A 21518-nucleotide genomic window follows, 5' to 3' on the forward strand; every position below is an offset into this window, starting at 1 on the left:
GATAGGCAAGGACAAGAGGCTGACCGGGGCAGGCAAAAAATCCCCGGGGGATACTGGTCAGCCGCCGACAATCTCATTCAACCCGTCAATGATGCTTACAAGTTCCTCCGAAGATGCGCTGGCAATCTTTTTCCCAATCCGCTTTGTTGAGAGCGTACGTACCTGGCTGATTTTGGCCCAGGATCTTTTGGGAAGTTCTGTATCTGACAGTTCAAGGGTCAAAGGAAAACCCGCCCGTTGAGGCTGACTGGTAATGGCTACGGCAATGACCGTGCCGGATCTCTCATTAAAGACGTTGTGGCTTAAAACAAGAACAGGGCGTAAGCCGCCCTGTTCCTGGCCAGTTACCGGGTTTAAATCTGCCCAGTAGATTTCCCCCCTTAATATTCCGGCCATTCTTCCAACTCCCATGCGAAGCCTTCTTCAGCTGACGATTGTTCAACTCCCGGATCAAGCTTGGCGCATTCCCGGGCCAGACGGCTTTTGTCAATGCGTTGCAGCTTTTCAGCAACAGCCTGCTGAATGGCGTTGCTGCGATTGGGGTACACTTTGGATTTAACGAGAAGATCAAGCCGCTTAAGTGTCTTGTCGTCAATTGTGATTGCAATTTTTGAAGCAGCCATATTTATCACCTCCGAGTATGACAATAAATCATACCTGGATCGTTTTCAAATGTTTTTTGAAGGCCGGGGACATTGAATTATAGCCGGCTTGAGGCAATGAGTACTTATGCAATTCAATGCAGCCTGAATACAGAAGCTCTTTTTACCCATTTTGCGTCAAACTCATTCTGGGTAAAAAACGGACCTTTTCAGGATATGCCTATGTCCTGGGTGAGTTCCATGCGCATTTTGCCCTGAGCGGTTTTGATTCTTTTGAAGGCCTCCTTCAGGGACTGCCGGTCGATATAGGTGAGCATCTTCGGCTGTATCAGGTTGTCCGCGGGTTTACCATCGTCCACTATCATCCGGGCCTGGTGCGACAGGCGCAGAAGCATCATGAAGCCGTAGGCATGGGATAGCTCATCAAAGTCCTGTCCAGAGAGTACGCCCTGTTGACGCAGTTTTTCCAGCCTGTCCAGGGTGTTGGTTTCAGCAATAAAATACTTCAGGGCATAAAGTCGGGCGAAATCCACCAGAAGCTGCATGGGCTGCTTTATATCCAGGCAGTTTTTCTTTTCTTTGGTGTTTTTTATAACCAGGTTGCCGAAAAAGTCCAGCGGCGGCTTGAAATGCAGAGCATTTTCGGCAAAGTGCCTGAAAAAACCCTTCCATTTTCCCAGGGATTCAAAAAGGTACTGCCTGAGCTCATTCACCATGCCTTTATCCCCGTAGCCCAGCCTGAAGTCAAAAAATATACTGGAATGCAGAAGATCCTCCGGCTCCACCTGGTGAATCCAGTCCCAGAAGTATGTTTTCCACTGGCCCAGTGACTGGCACCACTTGGGATTCCGGGCCATTATGCCGAAATTACAGAAAGAAAAACCCACCTCATCCAGCCGGGTGCATATCCTGTCGCCAAGTTCCAGAAAATATTTTCTTACCTCCTCTTCCCGCTCCGGCTCTACGTCTTCGTACACTATGGCATTGTCCTGGTCCGTCTTGAGGGTCTGCTCCTTACGCCCTTCGCTGCCCAGGATCATGAATGCAAACCGCGCCGGAGGATGCCCCATTTCGTCTATTGTCCAGGCTGCGATTTTTTTAAGTATGGCATCGGAAATCTCGGTGATGATCCGGTTCAGATGACCCGCCCTGGCCCCGCTGTCCATGAGGGACTTGATCATGCCCGGCACCTGGAGCTGCCTGTGTTTGAGCTCTTCAAGGGTCTGAGCCAGTTGAATCTCCCTCATGAGATAAACCGGGGATCTGCCCTGAGCCAGCAGAAGGTCCTGTTCCGTGGCTATGCCCAGTACATTGTCCCGGTCGTCGGTGATTACCAGATGTTTAACACTGTGTTTCATCATCATGATAATGGCTTCAAACACCTGGGAATCTTCGGGCAGCGTAATCAGGGGCCTGGATGCAATCTCCTTCACCGGGTTGTGTACCGGGTAATTTTGGCTGACCACCTTGCTGCGCAGGTCATTGTCTGTAAGCAGTCCTATGCTTTGATCCAGGGCGTTCATGGTTACCACGGCGCTTTTTTTCTGGTCCCGCATGAGGGCGGCCGCCTCCTTGATGCTGGCGTACTCGCTGCATGAGGCGAATTCTCTTGAAAAAATATCCTTTAGCTTAAGGTTTAGAAAGGCAGAGGGTGATACCTGTTTTTCATCGTCCATGCTGCCGGTAATCAGGGCCTGGTATGGTGCCTGAAGCATATGACTGCAGAAATTCCGGGCGAAGTGCTGAATGAATTCAGGATAGCGGGAACAAATATCCAGGAAGTGCTCTTTGGGCAGCAGGTAAATATTTGACTCCTCCAGGGTCCTTACGGTGCGGATGGAGATGCTCTTGTTGAAAAGTACGGACAGACCTCCGTAAATACTTTTCTCTCCCAGGATTTCGCGAAGTTTTTTGTCTTCTTCTTCCAGAATAAATTTTTCCATCTTTCCCGAAGAGACAATGTATATGTGATTTAAAATAGACTTGTTCTGGACAAAAAGTGTCCTGTCCGCCGGGAATCCGGCATGGGTAAGATTTTGTGCTGCCCTGGAAATTTCATTTTCAGGAAGGATATCAAAAGGTTCTACTGAGGACAAAAACTTTACGGTCTGCTCATTCATGGCTTCTCTCCTGTAGTCTTCAACGGATCAAGCGCGAACTTGAGGGGGTAACCGGCGTATGTAATCGATAAATGAGCAGGACTGTTTTGTAAATGCGCCATTTTAGCTTTTTGCTGTTTTGACCAGCATTTTTCTGCCGCTGACCACAAAATGCATGCATTTTTTTTGGATCACATAAAAAATATCGAAATGGGATGTATACCCTTGAGGCTTTCCGGGTAGGCTCCGGGAGACAGAAAGTCCACCCCGGAAAAAAGTAACCATTCAGGGGGTCCTCGGTGCTGACTAATGGCCGGTACCTGCCCCCCTGAATGGTTACGGAAAAACAATCCGCAAGCATTGGTCACGAATATCTATTTAAGGAGGAGGTTATGTCCAAAAGTTTTGAAGAGTACTGGAAGAAAAATCTGACCCTCATCGGCATTCTGCTGGCCATCTGGGCCTTTGTGTCCTACGGGCTGGGTATTTTTCTGGTACAGCCACTGAACAACTTCTGGATAGCCGGATTCCCTCTGGGATTCTGGTTTGCTCAGCAAGGTTCAATCTATGTGTTCGTTATCCTGATCCTGGTTTACTGCGTACTCATGAACAAGCTGGACCGTGATTATGATGTTGATGAACAATAACCGCCCGGGACAGAGGCGGCCAACCTTGTGTGTTTTCAGGAGGAAAAAATAATGTCCATTCTGGCCTGGACCTATATAATGGTCATCTTATCATTCGGATTATACATTTTTATTGCCTGGCGCTCCAGGGTCAAAGAGACCAAAGGATTCTACGTGGCCGGATCTTCGGTGCCGCCCCTGGCCAATGGAATGGCCACGGCAGCGGACTGGATGAGCGCTGCTTCATTTATTTCCATGGCAGGTCTGGTATCCTTTATGGGTTACGCCGGAACGGTTTATCTCATGGGATGGACCGGCGGGTACGTGCTCCTGGCCCTGCTGCTGGCCCCTTATCTGCGCAAATTCGGCAAATTCACCGTACCCGACTTCGTGGGGGACAGGTACTATTCTTCCACAGCCAGGATAGTGGCCCTTATCTGTGCCATATTCGTATCCCTGACCTACGTGGCAGGACAGATGCGCGGTGCAGGCATCGTTTTCAGCCGCTTTCTGGAAGTGGAAGTCAGCACCGGGGTGGTCATAGGTATGGCCGTGGTCTTTTTCTACGCCGCCCTGGGGGGAATGAAGGGCATTACCTGGACCCAGGTGGCCCAGTACTGTGTCCTGATTGTTGCCTTTATCCTGGCCGCTGCCGCCATTTCCTATAAACTCACAGGCATGCCTGTCCCGCAGCTTGGATTCGGCTCCACCCTTATCGAGGGAGAGCGCGCCGGGCAGTATGTCCTGCAGGCCATCGACGGCATCCACGAAGATCTCGGTCTGCACCGCTATACCGAGGCCTTTCATCCGGGAGGCATGGGCATGCTTTCCGTGGTCAGCATTACCCTGGCTCTCATGGTGGGCACAGCCGGGCTGCCCCACGTCATAATCCGCTTTTTCACCGTTCCAAGCGTAAAAGCTGCCAGAATAAGCGCCTTCTGGGCTCTCCTGTTCATCGCCCTTCTGTACACTACAGCACCCACAGTGGCCGGATTTGCGCGCTATAATATGATCGATACCATCAACGATACCCCCTACACTGAAGCCCCCAGCTGGTTCAAGAACTGGGAGCAGACCGGCCTGGTGGCCTGGGTGGACAAAGCAGGAGACGGGATAATCCGGTTCAGGGACGGCGATCCTTTTGTAGGATCTCCCGATTTGACCGGGGAAAGAGGGGAACACGGTGAAAGACTGGTTTCCAATGAATTAACAGATAATGACAACGAACTTTATATCGACCGGGATATAATCGTGCTGGCCAGCCCGGAAATGGGCAATCTGCCGGCCTGGATGGTGGGACTTGTAGCTGCAGGAGGTCTGGCTGCGGCCCTTTCTACGGCCTCGGGGCTGCTCATAGTCATAGCTTCGTCCATTTCCCACGATCTGTATTACCGGATACTTAACCCCCAGGCCACTGAACGACAGCGAATGGCGGTGGGACGGATTATGATTGCCATTGCCGTGCTCATCGCCGGATATTTCGGGATAAATCCGCCCGGATTCGTGGCTGAGGTGGTGGCCTTTGCCTTCGGGCTGGCCGCCTCGTCCTTCTTTCCCATAATAATACTGGGCATATTCACCACCTGGGTCAACCGGGAAGGAGCCATTGCCGGGATGATCGCCGGCATCAGCTTTACCATGATGTATATCATCCAGACCAAGTTCATGGGCATGGATCCCTGGTTCTTCGGTATCGTACCTGAAGGCATAGGTACTGTGGGCATGCTCATAAACGCCGCAGTCACCCTGACCGTGTCCTCCTTTACCAAGTCGCCCCCGGCCCATATCCGGGAACTGGTACAAAATGTGCGCACACCGCGCGGTTCAGGAGAAGCCTCCGGGCATTAACCCCTTGTATTTTCATCTCAATATTCTGCAGCCGGCCCGGAAACAATTCCGGGCCGGTTTTTTTGTGGTTATCTGGACATTGCTTAGGCAAAAGAAATGAGTTATCAACTCCTGATGCAGGCTAATGCCTCCTGTTACCGGTTACAGGGGCAGAAGACCGTATCTGTGGCCCGCAATAAACAACAAGGAGATAATTATGAGTAAAAAGGTATATGTATATGCCCTGAGTACCTGTGTGCACTGCAAAAATACAAAAAAATTCCTGGAAGAAGAGGGAATAGAGTATGATCATGTGGACGTGGATCAGCTCACCGGAGACGAGAGAGAAAAGGTTGTCAATGAAATCAAGGAATACAACCCCAAGCTGTCTTTTCCCACCCTGGTTGTAGACGGGGAAAAAGTTATTGTAGGACTGCAAAAAGATGAAATCAAGGAGGCCTGCGGAAAATGACCCCGGAACAACTTTATGAAACCCTGCAGAAAATACAGGAACCCAAGGGATATTTTTTCAACAGGGACCGCGAGATGGTCATGGAACTTCTCCAGAGCCTTATTTACAACAGGGACCACCTGGGTTACATGGCCTGCCCATGCAGACTGGCCTCCGGGGACAGGGATCAGGACAGGGACATAATCTGCCCCTGCGTATACCGCGAGCCCGACGTACAGGAATATGGAAGCTGCTACTGCGGTCTTTACGTTTCCAAGGAATGGAACGAGGGTGAAATTCCCAGAGAATACGTCCCGGAACGCAGGCCTCCGGAAAAGAACTTATTGTAGACCGGTTTGCCGGCCCAGGCAAATATCACACAATATATTACCCAAAGGAAAAAGAATATGAAGGAGCAGGTACAGGAAGTACTGGAAAAGATCAGGCCATCGCTTCAGGCTGATGGCGGAGACGTGGAGCTGGTGGAGGTTACCGAGGACAACGTGGTCAAGGTCCAGCTGCAGGGTGCATGCAAGGGCTGCCCCATGTCCCAGATGACCCTTAAAAACGGCATTGAGCGCTTGATTATGCAGGAGCTGCCCCAGATCAAGTCCGTTGAATCTGTATAACTCTCTTCCAGATATTTTTTTATATGGCGGATCTGCATGGGTCCGCCTTTATTTTTACAAATCCTGATTTCAAGGAGAACAAGATGAGCAAGGTTGTTGCCAGGTTTGCCCCCAGCCCCACCGGGTATCTACACATCGGCGGAGCAAGGACCGCCCTTTTCAACTGGCTGCTGGCCCGGGGAAGCGGCGGGCGTTTTCTTCTGCGCATCGAGGACACCGATGTGGAACGTTCCTCTCAAGAGATGACTCAGGCCATTCTGGATTCCATGCACTGGCTGGGCCTGGATTATGACCAGGAGCCCTATTACCAGAGCAAACGTTTTGAGGTATACAAGGAGTATATCCAGAAGCTGGTGCGCACAGGCCATGCATATTATTGCCGCTGCACTCCGGAAGAGGTTGAAGAGATGCGCGAAAAGGCCCGGGCCCTGGGACAAAAGCCCAAGTACTCCGGCAAATGCAGGGAAGCCTGCCTGCAGCCCGGACCGGATACGGTCATAAGGCTGAAGGCCCCACAGGCTGGTCAGACTGTGTACCAGGACCAGGTCAAGGGCAGCATAGCCGTGGACAATACCCAGTTGGACGACCTTGTTCTGGAACGGATGGACGGCACACCCACCTACAACCTGGCCGTGGTGGCCGATGACATCGAAATGGGCATAACCCACGTCCTGCGCGGGGATGACCATATAAACAACACCCCCAGGCAGCTGCTCATCTACCAGGCCCTGGATGTTACCCCGCCGTTTTTTGGTCATGTGCCCATGATCCTGGGACCGGACAAAAAAAAGCTTTCCAAGCGTCACGGGGCCCTTTCTGTAATGGCCTACAAGGAAATGGGCTACCTGCCCGAGGCCCTGGTGAACTATCTGGCCCGGCTTGGCTGGTCCTACAAGGACGAAGAGATATTCAGCCTGGAGGACCTGCTGCAAAAATTTTCCCTGGACAACCTGGGAGCCTCGGCCTGTGTTTTTGATACTGAAAAGCTTAAATGGCTCAATTCCCATTATATAAAAGAATCTTCCCCGGCGAGGCTGGCACTTATCCTTCAGCAGCACCTGGATGCATCACAGCCGGTTCCTGCGCAAGCATACCTGGAAAATATAATCCCCCTTCTACAGCCAAGGGCTTCCACCATGCAGGAGATGGCGGAAATGGCGCATTTCTTCTTAGTGCCGGACCAGGAACTGGAAATGGACCAGAAGGCCGTGGACAAGTTTTTGACCCCGGAGGCCAGGGAGTACCTGAGAGAGATCGCGGAGATACTTGCAGGAATGGAAGAGTTTGACCAGGAAAACCTGGAGCAGGCCATGAAGGTCTACATCGAGGAGAAAAACATCAAATTCAAGGCCATAGCCCAGCCCCTGCGGGTGGCCCTCACCGGCAAGACCGCCAGCCCGGGCATCTTTGAAACCATGCAGGTACTGGGCAGGGAAAGCTGTGTCAACCGGCTGAGGCGGGTTCAGGGTATATAGGCCTGCTTGACACTTTTTTTCCACATGAATACTGCATAGCTATGCATAAAAGGAGCAGGATATATGAGCAGCACCACAACCAGCCATAACCGGGTGGATCCCAATATCAAACGGGACGCCGACCAGATAATCAAAGATATGGGTATAACCATATCAGACGCGCATGAACTTTTTTATCGGCAGATTATCGCCAACCAGGGGCTGCCTTTTTTTGTTGCTTATAGGCAAATCAACGGTTCATGGCATCATCTGCCCGGTTGGCAGGCTAATGTGAACTGTATTGGCGCAATATTTCTATGATTTTCTGGGCGTCATGTTCCTTCAGGGTCCCCTTTTCACGGGCCAGCTTTACAGTGTATTTGCCCAGTTCGCAGTAAAGCCCCAGCAGGTCAGGGCTTTCCCGGGAAATGGCTGCCAGGTGATCTTCGACAGTTTGAGCGTCCCCCCGGGCAATGGGACCGGTAAGGGCGGCAGGTATACCAATCTTCTCGATGTTTTTAAGGGTACCCTGAATCAGGGGCAGAAGAGCATTCAGCGAATCCTGCCTGTCTATTCCGGCGCTTTCGTGCAGTTGCAGGCCGAATCCTATTGTAGCCACAAAAAAATTGGACACCACTGCAGCGCCGGCATGATATAAAGGCTTGCCCCCCAGCTGAATATTCAGCTCTTTGCCCTGAAACACCCGGACCATATCCCTGGCCGTGTCCAGAGCCGTTTCATCCTCGCTTTCCAGGCAGAAATAAGAGCCGGGCATGTTTTTTATAGCCTCCTGCACACTGGGCAGACTCTGCAGGGGATGCATGGAAACTGTAACGGCCCCTTTATGTTTTGCGGACGCCAAGGCTTCAACGGACAAGGCCCCGCTGGTATGAATAACCAGGCTGCCTGGCCTGAACCCGTCCCTGCCGGCGATATCCTCGCAGACCAGCCTCACGGCGTCATCTGAAGTTGTAATAAGTACAATGCCGGCGGAGCGGGCAGTTCCGGCCAGGTCGGTGGAGGCCTCGCCCTGCCCGATGAAATCCCTTGCCTTGACCGCGGACTCCAGGCTTCTGCTGGCAATGCCAGTAATATTATATCCAGCATTGCTCAGCAGATACCCCATAGCCGTGCCCACTACTCCGGCACCGATGATAGCTGTGTTCTTCATGGGTCCCCGCACCCCCATACTCCCATGGGTCTAAAGCCCTGCCTCATCCAGAACCATGGGGATCTTTTTCTCCCAGCCTATGGCCATAATATGTACGCCGTGGCAAATGTCCTTCATGCCTTTTACTAAGTGGGATGCTATTTCCACGCTGGTTTTGACCTTGTCGTCTGTATCAGTCATAGCCTTGATCTGGGACTCGGGCACAGATATTCCGGCGACGTTTTTATTCATGAATTTGGCCATGCCTGCGGATTTAAGCATGATTATCCCGCCCATTACAGGCACATTAAACCCTTCAACCCGTTTCATGAATTTCTCGAAACTGTCCAGTTCGAATACCCCCTGGGTCTGGATATACCTGGCCCCGGCCTCGATCTTTTTTTCCAGCTTGATAAGCTGCATTTCCAGACCGGCCCCGGCGTCCGCACCGGGATTGACCACTGCCCCCGGAAAAAAGTCCGGTACACCTTTAAGCTCGTTGCCGGCCATGTCATGTCCACCATTCAGGGTCTGCATCATCTGCAGAAGGCTTACTGAATCACAGTCAAAAACCGGCTTGGATTCGGGGTGATCCCCCAGAACAGGATGGTCGCCGGTGAGGGCCAGGACATTCTGAATCCCCAGGACCCAGGCGCTCAAAAGGTCAGACTGCAGGGCCAGCCTGTTTCTATCCCGGCAGGTCAGCTGGTATATGGGCTCAATGCCTTTATCCGCCAGGATATGACTGACCGCCAGGGAGCCCAGCCGCATGACCGAGCTTTGCAGGTCAGTGACATTTATGGCATGTATTCTGTCTTTGATGGCCTCGGCGTCCTCCAGCAGCTCATGCATGTCAGTGCCTTTGCCCGGCCCTACCTCTGCGGTTATCAAAAACTTGCCTGACTCTACTGCTTCCCTGAATCCCATACTATAACTCCTGTTATTGTGAATACTTGTAACCCAACAAGTACTTAAACAATTATTCTTCGCGTTTCAGCCTGGCCGGATGAACTCTTGCGGCCTTGGGCGGATTGATTTCCTTTAGAATATGCAGCTGGCCCAGACGCATCATGCGCACATAGATGAGCTGCCAGGCGCACCTGGTATCCTTGTCCACCTCACAGTTGCCCTCCTGCGCCCCTCCACAGGGTCCGTCGGCAAGGCTTTTGGCGCACCTGGCCACAGGGCATACACCTCCGGTCCTGGACAGGATGCACTGCCCGCAGGCTGCGCAGGTTTCCACGAACCCGCCCTTTCCGTCGGCACCGCCGAAAAACACTGTATCCAGGGCCGGATATACAGGAATATTGCCCAGGGTCTCGGCCATGGTCTGCACTCCCGCTCCACATCCCATGGACAGGATGGCCTCGTACCCGGCAGCCTTGTCCTTGATCTGTTCGATAAACATGGGATCGCACTGGCGCACCTGGGTTTCCTCACCTAGCTCCAACTGCTGACCCTGAGCTTTTGCAGCGGTACGCAGGGAAGAAGCCAGCACTTCCACCTGCTGGGCCCCGCCGCTGAGGCAGACTGTCACACAGCTGCCGCAACCGGTTATAAGTACCTTGCCGTACTTTTTTATCGTTTCCTGAATCTCGGCCATGGGCTTGACTTCAGCAACAATCATGTTCTCACCCTCTTTTGTTTTCAGTATCTGGCCTGCAATCTTGAAAGAAGCAGTGATCAGCCCCATCCTGCATTCAAAGGGCCCTTCAGATACATTTTTATTACAATCCAGCCGGGAACCTTGGGAAAACCTTACTCAACAAGCCTTATCCGTTCAGGTTCGAGGCCGATACTTTGAAGCACCCGGGAGGCTCTCTGCACGTTTCTGCGGGTCCACAGGCTGCAGTCCTTGAACTTGCAGTCCTCTTCACCGCAACCGGACACCAGAACTTCTCTGGCCCCGGCCTCAAAAGGGACCAGGAGTTCATATACGTCAATGCGTCCCAACCCGGGCCTGGTTATAGTGTATACATTTTCGCCCTGAACATCTCCTGGCCTGGATTTGCTGAAATCACAGACATAAGCGAAGCTGAAGTCACCAGGGGAGCTACTTTCAGCTTTTTCAAGCACCCGGCGGATATTCTGGCGCAGCTCTGTTCTGGGTTCCAGGCCAAGATCGATGGCCGCAGCCGGGCATTGACCGGCGCAGATCCCGCAGGCCTGGCACTGGCTCATATCAATGACAGCCTTTTCCTCACCCGGCCTGGGGACATTATACGGACAGACCAGGACGCAGTTCAGGCATACTGCGCAGTCTTGGGAAACATGGGCCCCAAGGCTGCAGTGCAGGCAGCGGGATGCTTCCGCCCTGGCCTGTTCTGGAGTGAAAGCATGCTCCACTTCATCGAAGGAATGAACCCTGGAGCCGGGATCAAGGCAAACCGGCTTTTCCCTGCCGGCCTCAGGCACAAGGCGGGCCACATCATCATCCAGGTCCTCAAGAACCTCTTCCTGTTCTTCCGGTGACTGATCCATGCCGCGCAGATACCTGTGCACTGCATCAGCCGCCTTTCTGCCCGATGCTATGGCCTGCACCACTGTAGTGGGTCCGCTGACAAAATCTCCTCCGGCAAACACCCCTGAAGTCCTGGTGGCCCCGGCGGCGTCCTTTATTTCCAGCCTGTCCCCTCCTTCTGTGCAGAGTTCCTGCACGGCCTCGGTCCTGGGTGCGTAGCCCGTGGCCAGGATGATGGTATCCGCCTCCATCTCGAAAGCAGAGTCCTCCACACAGGTCAGCTTGCCTTTTCCCCCGCAGGACTTGTCCAGATCCATGCGCACGCAGCGCATTTTTTCTACTTTGCCGCTGCCTTCAAAGGCTTCCGGAGCCGTAAGGAACTCAAACCTGACCCCTTCTTCCCGGGCATCTTCCACCTCGTCCATCCCTGCGGGCATTTCATCAATGGTGCGGCGATAAGCAATGGTTACATCTTTGGCCCCCAGCCTTAGACAGGTCCGGGCCGCATCTATGGCTGTATGACCGCCTCCGATGACAATGACTTTATTGCCCGGATTGAATTTTTTACCCCGGCTGACGTCCTTTAAAAACTCCACGGCAGTCCAGACTCCGGAGAGCTCCATTCCGCTGCACTCGGGACAGGTGCTTTTTTCACTGCCCATACCCAGAAATACAGCATCAAAATCCTTTTGCAGGTCCTGCAGGAAAATATCCCTGCCCAGCATGTACCCGGTTTTTATTTCCACGCCCAGGGAACGGATGCGGTCCACCTCTGAGCGCACCAGGTCCAGGGGCAGCCTGTACCTGGGAATACCCCGGGTGAGCATGCCTCCAGGCTCATCCTCGGATTCAAAGACCGTTACGCTGTAGCCCATGAGAGCCAGGTCGTGGGCCGCAGTCAGGCCGGCAGGGCCGGCTCCCACTATGCCGATTTTCTCTGAAAAACGAACTTCCGGGCCTGGAACTTCTGAACCAACGGAGGCACTGTCCGAGGCAAAACGCTTAAGGGCCCTGATGGCCACCGGCTCATCCACGCTTTTACCCCGGCGGCAAACGGATTCGCATTCCCGGGTACAGATACGCCCGCAAACTGAAGGAAAAGGGTTGGTTCTGCGGATAATCCTGTCGGCTTCCTGCACGTCTCCCCTGGCAATGGCCGCCACATAGCCCTGGACATCCATGTGGATGGGGCATTTTGCCTGGCAGGGAGGCATTGCATTAATCTTCATGGATATAGCACTCCTTGTAAGTTTGGACGGGGCCGGCTATGCCAAGAGGCCGGCCCCCTGAAAAATTTATTCCAGGTATGAGTCGCAGTAGAGGATGTCGTTTTTGAAAAGGCGGGCGGTCTTCATACTCTCCATGAGCCTTTGATCCATGGGATCGGCTATGGCTGCGTCCAGGCCTACGGTCATGAGCATGACCAGGTAGGTGGAACTTAGAATACTGTGCAGCCTTTCAGGTGTGCCATTATAAACGTTACTCAGGCCCACCACGGATTTGATGGGCGGGTCGTTGAGCTGGCGAAACATCTTGATGGCCTCCACCACTTCCATGGCCTGGTTCTGGGCCACTCCCACCGGGAGAATCAGGGGGTCAAGATACAAACGCTCCACGGGAACGTCGAATTCAGCCATGGCTGTCATGATATCCACGGCAATGGCCACCCGCTCGTTGGCGTCCCGGGAGACGCCGGCCGAAGTCATGGTCAGGCCTATGACGTCGGCATCGTATTTTTTGGCCATGGGCATAATTGTCTCCAGCTTGGCCCTGTCCCCGGAAGTAGAGTTGATTATTGCCGGATTTTTGCATACCTGCAGCCCGGCCTCCATGGCCTCGGCGTTGGTGGTGTCCAGGGACAGGGTCACGTCTGTAACCTCCTGAACAGTGTTCACCAGCCACTGCATGATTTCCGGGCCGTTCTTGGTGGCCGGACCAGCGTTTATGTCCAGGGCATTGGCTCCTGCCTGCACCTGGCTCACGGCCAGGTCCTGGATGGGCTTTTTGTCCCTGTCCTTCATGGCCTGCCCGATCTGCTTGAGCATGACATTGATCTTCTCACCGATAATTAACATATTTCCCCCTTGATTCCAGGTCAGAATATCCATTTCTTGTTACTGCAACCTTACGTAACTAAGGTCCGGGGACTTTGCAAACAGGACGTAAAAACTCACTCCAAGGAAGCGTAAATCAAAACCTACAAACAGTTTTTGATAATCGCAATATTTACTATAAGATACTTTAAATTAAGTTCGGTGTTTTACGGTTTTGATTAACGCTTCCTACGTCGTTCAGACAGTTTACGCCCATTTTGCAAAGCCCCCGGACCATAGCTCTGTGCTCACAAATAGTGAATAATTACAAACGCTCTTTCAAACCATTCACCAGAACCTCTATCTGCCGGGTGAAAGCGGCATCCCCGGGATCCGGGGCAGCCTCCTTAAGTGAAGCCAGGCGGACTCCGGGACTGTCCTGCACAACTCCCAGGATATGCATATCCTTGAGTCCCTGTCTTAAAAGCTCTTCCTCTTCAGAGGAGCGGATCTTGTTTAGAATCACCAGTACTTTTTCTATTCCAGTTTCTCTGGCCAGCCTGTCTATGGTCCTGGCGGTCTGGATGCTCTGGCGGTCCGGGTCGGCCACCACCAGCAGGGCATCCACCCCCTGGGCGGTGCCCCGGCCCAGGTGCTCTATGCCGGCCTCCATATCCAGAAGGACAAGTTCCTTTCTTCTGAGCACCACGTGGCTGACCAGGCTCTTGAGCAGAGCGCTCTGGGGGCAGATACAGCCATGCCCCCCTTTTTCTATAGCCCCCAGCACCAGAAGCCTGACTCCATCGTGCTCTACGGACATGCTGTCCGGAAGGTCGTCCACTCTGGGGTTTAATTTGAACATGGACCCGCTCTGTCCGGGCTTGGCCCCGGTGCGCTCTTCAATGAGCTCCGTGGCCCTGGAAATGGGCAGGATCTGCTCAGCCTTTTCCGGAGGTATTCCCAGGGCCGAAGCCAGGTTGGAGTCAGGATCCGCGTCTATGGCCAGCACCCTGTAGCCATGCCCGGCGAAGAGCCTGGCCAGGCAGGCGCTGATGGTGGTCTTGCCCACGCCGCCTTTACCGCTTACTGCCAGTTTCATATATCTACCTGTCTGTAAAAAAAACAGTCTATTGCCAGGACTTGAGAAAACCGGGAATTTCACTTGCTTCCCTGGGCCCGACCATAACTTCCCAGCCTTCAAGCTCTTCTTCCAGCTCACCCTTGATCTGGGCCACATATCCTGGAATGACTACCTTGCGGTGCTTGACTTTGTCTTCGATGCCGCTTTTCTTGATAAATGCCGCAATCTTTTCCGCGGTGAACTTGCCCGCGGCCCAGGCGGTAAGTGTCGACAGGCCCTCGGAATCCACGATGCCCAGGTGGGCCGGACGCTTGCTGGACTCGATCTCCGAGGACACTATGAAATAGGTCAGGGAGAAATTGGTGGTCACCAGCACAGGTGAAGATTCGTCCGGGGAAGCGAAATCGTAGAAACCCTCCTTGACCTGCATAGGCCTCTGGGGGTCGGTATAGATGTTCTGGCGCAGGACAAACAGCGGCAGGGCGCTCCATGGCTCCAGATTGTTCATGACCATTATTCCGCCGTACTTCATGACGTAAACAGAGGCGTGGATGGCTTCCAGCATTTCATCCTGGGTTTCCTGGCAGGGAAAAGTGATGGTGGGGTAGCCCAGGGGACGAAATTTCTTCTTCAGGGCACTACGGCGCATCATGACCAGATTTTCCAGGGTCTTGGACAGGTCCCTGCTGCCGCTGTCCAGGACCAGGTCCTGTACCCCGGCCTTGCTTATCTTGTCTGTTAGTCCGGAGAGTTCCTCCACGGAACCAGCGCGCACCACCAGAGGGCACTGGTGTTTTTTGGCCAGCTCGGCCATGGCATCACAATTTTCAGGCGTGGCGGAAGCCATCAAAGGCTTGCCGGTCCCGCACACGTCTAAGGCAGCTGACATGACATCGGGGTCATCGCTCATGAGCACTAAGGGCAGATCGCAGGACCCTTTTACCTTTTCCACCAGGCCGGCAAAGCTGGATTTGTCCCCGGAAGAGCACTTCAGGGCTGCCAGGTCGGTCTTGAGTTCGTAACCCACGCGCTCAAAGCGCATTTTTTTGAGGCTTTCCAGCCTGGAATCCACTTCCGCGGCCTCCATGGAATCGTCAATAACTAAGGCAAAGCCGCATGGATTGAAAAAAGTCTTCTCGTGCCTGAAAAGAACCTGCTCCCCGCCTATCTTCAGGGCATTGTCCCCCTGGCCGATGGTTACTTCCCGCATGGGCGGAGCCGAGGCTTCGGAAAGGGCGTCCTTGGCCTCCTGGCTGACATGGGGGCAGGAATCCAGGCTTGCGCCCCCGGAAGCCAGCTTCATGGCAAAAGCCAGGCAGGTAGGCACTCCGCATTCTCCGCAGTTGGTCTGGGGAAGCTTCTTGTAAATATCAAGTCCGGTCAAAGCCATTATCGCACCTCCAGGTACATTTTAATTTTTGTTGTAAATCTCCGTGTCCTGCATGCTTAAAACAAGACTGCTTGAGCCCTATTTTACTCCCAGACCTTCCATGGTACTGCGCATGAGCTTAACCGTCTCCGGATGCCTGACCACTACTATGTCCGCCCCGGCAACCAGCAGGCTGGTCACTCCGATGGCTTCCCACATTATGCCCCGCTTTACCGGATCACCGTATTCCGGGTGCTCGTCCGTTCCCACTTTGGCTTCCTTGGCCTTCCAGGCTTCCCGGCCCATGTCGCAGATGATGGGCATCTGCATCATGGCGTCGTTTTGCTGCAGAGCGGTCAGGCGATCCCTTTCAATTACCGAATAGGTGTATTCCAGTCCGTAACCCAGGGCACCGGTGGAGGGGTCGATCAGGATACGCTCGGCCGGCATGCCCAGGTTGGTCATGAGGATATTGAGCTGTTTGGCCATATTCACATCAATGGGGGTCTCCCCGGCCACGTTGTGCCCGAAGCCCATGGCCGCAGCGGATATGGTCTTGTAGTTCTCCTCCACAGCCGGTCCCAGGACCATGGCCCTGCCCTCCATCTGTTCAGCGACCTTTTTCAAGACCTCGCCGTCCTTGGAGGCGTTGCCGCAGCCGTAAATGATCAGGGGAATCTCCACGGAATCAGCCACCTTTCTGACCACTTCCAGGGCTTCGTCCGGGCCTTTGTCCGCACCGTTGGGGTCGATGCTCAGAAGTCTCAGGCAGATGAGATCCGCCCCGAACTCGTCTTTGCACTTGGCGGCCCATTTCACTGGATCGTCCCAGACATCCCCCAGCACGTCCTCCAGAGCCTTAGCCCAGTCCCCGGGGGCTTCATCGCAGACTTCCATGGCCAGTCTGGGGCGGTTGGGCATTTCCCCTTCAAAGAGATAAAAAGGTAGAGTAGTTTCCCCTCCTACCTGCACGCTGGCATCACCTGTACCAATTTCAACTTTGTTGATCTTGCCGGTATAACGGTCTATGGGAGCGCTGTAGCTCATGATTACCTGTCTCCTTGTGGCTTTTTGCCCGCAGATTACACAGACTTAAACGGATCTGGGTCACCGGAAAACCGGCTCATTTCATAAGTGGCTGCCTGTGCAATCCGCCCCATTGAAGCTTTGCCTTCAACGGGGCAGGCAGGATTTTTACATTGTCCTGAAAAAACATAATTATTTACCATCAATGGCAAAGAGCTAGGGTCCGGGGGCTTTGCAAACTGGGCGTAAACTGTCTGAACGACGCATCCTTGGAGCTCGCCCTGTTAAATACCGCATAGCGGTCCTGCTTCGCAGGGTTTATCAGGGTGAAGTCTTTACGTCCTGTTTGCAAAGTCCCCGGACCTTAGGTGAAAAGTTATAGTCCGCTAAATGGCTCTTTTTCTCGCGGACTTGACGGTATTGGACATGAGCATGGCAATGGTCATGGGGCCAACCCCGCCCGGAACCGGAGTAATGGCCGAGGCCTTTTCCTTGACTTCCTCGAAAGCCACATCCCCTTTGAGGCCGTCTTCCACACGGTGAATGCCCACATCCACCACCACGGCTCCTTGTTTGACCATATCCGCTGTGACCATTTCCTTTCGTCCCACTGCCACCACCAGGATATCCGCCCGGCGCGTCACCTCAGCTATGTCTTTGGTCCGGGAGTGGGCCACGGTGACTGTAGCGTTTTCGTTTAAAAGCAGAAGGGCCACAGGCTTGCCCACAATATTGCTTCGTCCCAGAACCACGGCTTCCTTGCCTTCCAGAGTCACATTGCTGCGTTTTAAAAGCTCGATGATTCCGGCCGGCGTGGCCGCCCTGAACCCATCCTGAGCCAGCACCACCCGGCCGATGCTTTCCGGGTGAAATCCGTCCACATCTTTTTCTACCTTGATGCGGTCCAGGACCTTGTTTTCATCAATGTGTCCCGGCAGGGGCAATTGTACTAAGATGCCGTCAATCTCCGGGTCATTGTTCAGATCGTCCACCATGGACAGGAGTTTTTCCTCGGATACGTCTTCAGGCAAGACATGCTTGCGGGAGACAATGCCTAAGGCATTGCATGTCTTTTCCTTCATGTTGACATACACCTGGGATGCCGGGTCTTCTCCCACCAGGACCACAGCCAAACCGGGGGTGACGTTTTTCTTTTGAAGCTCTTTGATTTCTTCGGCAAGCTCTTCCTTGATTTTTGCGGATACGCCCTTGCCGTCGAGTATTTTGTCCTGCATAGTTTAAATCCTCCTTTAAGACCGGAAAAGAAAAATGCGGCTGGTTAAATAACCTATGGTCTGCAACACACTTCCCTTCCAGGCGACTTTTAAATGTTTAGGTTCTTAAAGCCAGACCTGCATATATTTTTAGACGAACGGTAAATATACTGAGCGCAACGGTGCAGATGGCCTAATAGCTTATGAGAACGCTTAAGAATTTGTCATTCATACGCCTCAGGTTGGAGCTCAGTGCCACCACCATGCTCTTGAAAAAATCCATGGCCAGGGCGCAGTCATCCGCCACAAGCTCTTCAAAGGATTCCTTGGGAATCAGAAAAAGCTCTGTGTCTTCCATGGCCTCGGCCTTGGAAACGTGCTTGCGCTTCTCGACAATGGCCAGTTCCCCGAAAAAATGCCCTTCGCCCAGCACCACCAGAGTCTGCCTCCAGCCGTCGGCGGCCATCTTGGATATCTGGATCTTTCCGGAATGGATAAGCCACAGTCCCCTGGTATCATCCTCTTCCTGAAACAGGACTTCGCCCTGTTTTATGGATACCTTTTCCACGATCTTGGCAATTTTGCCCAGCTCATACTCATCCATATCCTGAAGCAAAATCTGTTTTTTCAGCATCTGCGCATCAATCATGACTTCTCCTTGCTTTCATACTCCCTGGTTTGACAAACTTTAAAAAGGCCAAAGGACATTAGTTGAGAGGCCTTTGAACGTTTACGTATTCTCTATGGGTTCCAGCTTTACTGCACAAACTTTCAGTTCCGGAATTCTGGCAATGGGATCCACTGCGGTATTGGTAAGCATATTGGCCGCAGCCTCAGTAAAGTGAAAAGGAATGAACACTGTACCCTGAAGAGGCCTGTTGCTCACCAGGCCATGGATATCAATGCTGCCTCTTCTGGAACTGACCCGGACTAACTGATCCTTATCTATGCCCAGCCTGCGGGCATCCTCCGGGTGGATCTCCACATAACCCCGGGGCATGACCTTGTTCACGGCCGGGCTGCGCCTGGTCATGGTCCCGGTATGATAATTGAAAAGCTCCCTGCCGGTGTTGAGAACCAAAGGATATTCACTATCCGGCAACTCTTCCGAGGGACGGTAATCCACAGGAGTAAAAGCCGGTATCCTTTTGGGAAAGGCCCCTTTGAAAAGGTAGGGAGTGCCGGGATGATCACTCGTGGGGCAGGGCCACTGCAGACCTCTGTGCTCCAGGCGTTGATAGTCCATGCCTCCCAGGGCGGGCCAGGCCTTGCCCGCTTCCTGGAAAACATCCTCGATGCGGTCATAAGAAATATCATAGCCCATACTTGAAGACAGACTGGCAATGATCCAGGAATCCTCCCTGGCCTCTCCCGGGGGTTCCACTGCCTTGCGCACCCGCTGCACCCGTCTCTCGCTGTTGGTGAAAGTGCCCTCCTTTTCGGCAAAACAGGCCGCAGGCAGTATAACATCCGCCATCCGGGCCGTCTCCGTCATGAAGATATCCTGGACCACCAGAAAGTCCAGGTTCTGCAAGGCCTTTACCGTATGCTGCATATCCGGATCGCTTACCACGGGGTTTTCTCCTTTTATGTACAGAGCCCTGAAATTGCCTTCTGCAGCAGCATCAACCATTTCCGTGGCTGTAAGACCGGGGGTGGATGAAAGCTGTGCCCTCCACAGTCTTTCAAACCGGGCTTTGACCTCGGGAGAGGCCACGCTCTGGTATCCGGGGTAAAACGGAGGGACACAGCCCATGTCAGTGGACCCCTGAACATTGTTTTGACCCCGCAGGGGATTCACTCCAGTGGAACGGCGTCCCAGGTTGCCGGTCATAAGGGCCAGGTTGGCAATGGCAAAGACATTGTCCGTGCCGTGGGTATGCTGGGTGATCCCCATGGTATAGTAAATCCCGGCTTTTGATGCCCTGGCGTACGTCCTGGCCGCATCGATTATTTTTTCCCTGGCCACTCCGGTCACTTCTTCCCCGTATTCCGGCGTGTACCCCTCCAGGGACCTGGCCAGGGCCGGATAGCCCTGGGTGCGCTCGTCGATATAAGTCTTGTCCGCAAGGTTTTCCTGAATGATGACATTCATGATGCAGTTGAGAAGGGCCACATCGGTTCCGGGCTTGAGCTGCAGATGATCATGGGACCACCTGACCAGCTCGATCTTTCTGGGATCAATGACGATGAGTTTTGCCCCGCGCCGCACCGCCTTTTTCATCTCCAACCCTATAATGGGATGGGTCTCCGTAGTGTTGGAGCCGATCACCAGCAGGACATCGTTGTCCTTGATCTCCTCATAGGAATTGGTCATGGCTCCTGAACCGAATACTGTTGCCAGACCGGCAATGGTGGAACTATGTCAGTATCTGGCACAATGGTCAACATTGTTGGTGCCCACTGCCATACGCATGAACTTCTGAAACAGATAATTATCCTCGTTTGTGCACCTGGCCGAAGCCAGACCGCCGATGACATCAGGGCCATGGCGGTCCTTTATTTCCTTGAGCCTCAAGGCAACAAGATCCAGGGCTTCCTCCCAGGAGGCTTCTCTGAACTGTTCATAATCAGGCCTGGAGGCGTGACCCTTCTTTGATTCCCTGTATGGGTTGTCCCGGTTCAAAACAAAATCTTTTTTTGCCCCGGTCCTGATGAGTGGCTTAGTCAGTCTGTCCGGACTGTTTACAAAATCGTAGGCAAACCTGCCCTTGACGCAGAGCATGCCCTGGTTGATGCTGTCTTTTCTGGAATATATCCTGGCGATTTCATTCTTTTTCACAGCCAGGGTGAGATTGCAGCCGCACCCGCAGTACGGGCAGACTGTATCCACTTCCCTGAATTTCTGACGCCCCTTGCTGGCCCACATCCTGCCGGTGAGAGCCCCGGTGGGGCACACTGCCACGCACTGTCCGCAGAACTCACAGTCCAGGTCCTTTTCAAAAGGCGGGCAGACTTTGGTCCAGAGTCCCTTGTAGGCGAAATCAATGGCCCCCACTCCCTGAATCTCATCGCATATGCGCACGCATTGCCCACACATGATGCATTTTTCCATTTCCCTGCGGATGAAGGGGTTCTGGTCCTGCTCCGGATACTTTCTGTTTTCGCCCTCAAACCTGTTTTCCCGGATTCCGTAGTAATAGGCCAGTTCCTGGAGCTTGCAGTTACCTGCCCGCTCGCAGAGCATGCAGTCATTGGGGTGATCTGAAAGCAGAAGCTCTACGTTGGTCCGCCTGAGCCTTTCCAGGTAATTGCTGGAGGTTTTGACCTTCATGCCCTCCTGGACCAGGGCCGCACATGAGGCCACCGGCCTGGATGTGCCGGTCACCTCCACCAGGCACAGCCTGCAGCCTCCGAAAGGAATCAGGTCCGGATTGTGACACAGGGAGGGAATGGTTAGATCCAGTTTCCTGGCAGCATCCAGGATGGTGCTGTCTTTATCCACTGTGACGTCTTTGCCGTCTATGTTCAAGGTTACCATGTCAGTACCCATATA

At 53.4% G+C, this 21518-nt stretch carries 21 protein-coding genes; 7 read left to right on the forward strand and 14 right to left on the reverse strand.

The genetic code is table 11. From position 1 onward, the window contains the following. Positions 1-57 precede the first annotated feature (57 nt). The 3 genes from DTHIO_RS03145 to DTHIO_RS03155 form a co-directional block, all read right to left on the reverse strand. Positions 58-396, reverse strand: coding sequence for a type II toxin-antitoxin system PemK/MazF family toxin (locus tag DTHIO_RS03145; RefSeq protein WP_008868903.1), 339 nt, complete (start codon positions 394-396; stop codon positions 58-60). Then, on the reverse strand, positions 381-623 hold the full coding sequence (locus DTHIO_RS03150; protein ID WP_008868904.1) for a ribbon-helix-helix domain-containing protein: 243 nt from the start codon (positions 621-623) through the stop codon (positions 381-383). The genes DTHIO_RS03145 and DTHIO_RS03150 overlap by 16 nt, the downstream gene beginning before the upstream one ends. 188 nt (positions 624-811) lie before the next feature. Continuing rightward, a complete protein-coding gene (locus DTHIO_RS03155; protein WP_008868905.1) occupies positions 812-2722 on the reverse strand; it encodes a DUF294 nucleotidyltransferase-like domain-containing protein in 1911 nt (636 codons plus the stop codon). A 371-nt stretch (positions 2723-3093) separates the two neighbouring features. Here DTHIO_RS03155 and DTHIO_RS03160 point away from each other — a divergent pair, with 371 nt between their 5' ends. The 7 genes from DTHIO_RS03160 (at position 3094) to DTHIO_RS03190 (ending at position 8009) form a co-directional block, all read left to right on the forward strand. After that, complete coding sequence (locus DTHIO_RS03160; protein WP_008868906.1) at positions 3094-3348, forward strand: DUF4212 domain-containing protein; 255 nt, start codon at positions 3094-3096, stop codon at positions 3346-3348. 51 nt (positions 3349-3399) lie between these two features. Further along, positions 3400-5175: a sodium:solute symporter family protein gene (locus DTHIO_RS03165; RefSeq protein ID WP_008868907.1), complete on the forward strand. Its 1776-nt coding sequence runs from the start codon at positions 3400-3402 to the stop codon at positions 5173-5175. 196 nt (positions 5176-5371) lie between these two features. Then, positions 5372-5626 carry a glutaredoxin family protein gene (locus DTHIO_RS03170; RefSeq protein WP_008868908.1) on the forward strand — a complete coding sequence of 85 codons (255 nt, stop codon included), beginning with the start codon at positions 5372-5374 and terminating at the stop codon, positions 5624-5626. Beyond that, positions 5623-5955, forward strand: coding sequence for a ferredoxin-thioredoxin reductase catalytic domain-containing protein (locus tag DTHIO_RS03175; RefSeq protein ID WP_008868909.1), 333 nt, complete (start codon positions 5623-5625; stop codon positions 5953-5955). The genes DTHIO_RS03170 and DTHIO_RS03175 overlap by 4 nt, the downstream gene beginning before the upstream one ends. A 57-nt stretch (positions 5956-6012) precedes the next feature. Then, a complete protein-coding gene (locus DTHIO_RS03180; RefSeq protein WP_008868910.1) occupies positions 6013-6234 on the forward strand; it encodes a NifU family protein in 222 nt (73 codons plus the stop codon). 83 nt (positions 6235-6317) lie between these two features. Beyond that, complete coding sequence (gene gltX, locus DTHIO_RS03185) at positions 6318-7709, forward strand: glutamate--tRNA ligase (protein ID WP_008868911.1); 1392 nt, start codon at positions 6318-6320, stop codon at positions 7707-7709. Positions 7710-7772: 63 nt separating this feature from the next. Continuing rightward, a complete protein-coding gene (locus DTHIO_RS03190; protein WP_008868912.1) occupies positions 7773-8009 on the forward strand; it encodes a type II toxin-antitoxin system RelB/DinJ family antitoxin in 237 nt (78 codons plus the stop codon). Here the strand turns inward: DTHIO_RS03190 and DTHIO_RS03195 are convergent. The 11 genes from DTHIO_RS03195 to fdhF all read right to left on the reverse strand — a co-directional run bounded on the left by DTHIO_RS03195 (position 7975) and on the right by fdhF (position 21515). Next, a complete protein-coding gene (locus DTHIO_RS03195) occupies positions 7975-8877 on the reverse strand; it encodes a Rossmann-like and DUF2520 domain-containing protein (RefSeq protein WP_008868913.1) in 903 nt (300 codons plus the stop codon). The two genes, DTHIO_RS03190 and DTHIO_RS03195, sit on opposite strands and share 35 nt — an antisense overlap. 12 nt (positions 8878-8889) lie before the next feature. Then, entirely contained in the window at positions 8890-9765 is an 876-nt protein-coding gene (locus tag DTHIO_RS03200; RefSeq protein ID WP_008868914.1) for a methylenetetrahydrofolate reductase, read from the reverse strand. A 52-nt stretch (positions 9766-9817) separates the two neighbouring features. Continuing rightward, positions 9818-10465 (reverse strand): methylenetetrahydrofolate reductase C-terminal domain-containing protein, encoded by a 648-nt coding sequence (locus DTHIO_RS03205; RefSeq protein WP_008868915.1) that lies wholly within the window; start codon positions 10463-10465, stop codon positions 9818-9820. 131 nt (positions 10466-10596) lie between these two features. Further along, positions 10597-12528 (reverse strand): FAD-dependent oxidoreductase, encoded by a 1932-nt coding sequence (locus DTHIO_RS03210; protein ID WP_008868916.1) that lies wholly within the window; start codon positions 12526-12528, stop codon positions 10597-10599. A 66-nt stretch (positions 12529-12594) separates the two neighbouring features. Continuing rightward, a complete protein-coding gene (locus tag DTHIO_RS03215) occupies positions 12595-13374 on the reverse strand; it encodes a dihydropteroate synthase (protein WP_008868917.1) in 780 nt (259 codons plus the stop codon). Between the two features lie 283 nt (positions 13375-13657). Further along, a complete protein-coding gene (locus DTHIO_RS03220) occupies positions 13658-14431 on the reverse strand; it encodes an ATP-binding protein (RefSeq protein ID WP_008868918.1) in 774 nt (257 codons plus the stop codon). Positions 14432-14459: 28 nt separating this feature from the next. Then, positions 14460-15803, reverse strand: coding sequence for an acetyl-CoA decarbonylase/synthase complex subunit gamma (gene acsC, locus DTHIO_RS03225; protein ID WP_008868919.1), 1344 nt, complete (start codon positions 15801-15803; stop codon positions 14460-14462). A gap of 78 nt (positions 15804-15881) precedes the next feature. Beyond that, entirely contained in the window at positions 15882-16829 is a 948-nt protein-coding gene (locus DTHIO_RS03230; protein ID WP_008868920.1) for an acetyl-CoA decarbonylase/synthase complex subunit delta, read from the reverse strand. 365 nt (positions 16830-17194) lie between these two features. Beyond that, a complete protein-coding gene (gene folD, locus DTHIO_RS03235) occupies positions 17195-18043 on the reverse strand; it encodes a bifunctional methylenetetrahydrofolate dehydrogenase/methenyltetrahydrofolate cyclohydrolase FolD (protein WP_008868921.1) in 849 nt (282 codons plus the stop codon). Positions 18044-18215: 172 nt separating this feature from the next. Next, positions 18216-18671, reverse strand: coding sequence for a cyclic nucleotide-binding domain-containing protein (locus DTHIO_RS03240; protein ID WP_008868922.1), 456 nt, complete (start codon positions 18669-18671; stop codon positions 18216-18218). A gap of 81 nt (positions 18672-18752) precedes the next feature. After that, positions 18753-21515 (reverse strand): formate dehydrogenase subunit alpha, encoded by a 2763-nt coding sequence (gene fdhF / locus DTHIO_RS22255; RefSeq protein ID WP_492207314.1) that lies wholly within the window; start codon positions 21513-21515, stop codon positions 18753-18755. Positions 21516-21518 lie beyond the last annotated feature (3 nt).

The sequence above is a fragment of the Desulfonatronospira thiodismutans ASO3-1 genome (assembly GCF_000174435.1).
Lineage (GTDB): Bacteria > Desulfobacterota > Desulfovibrionia > Desulfovibrionales > Desulfonatronovibrionaceae > Desulfonatronospira > Desulfonatronospira thiodismutans.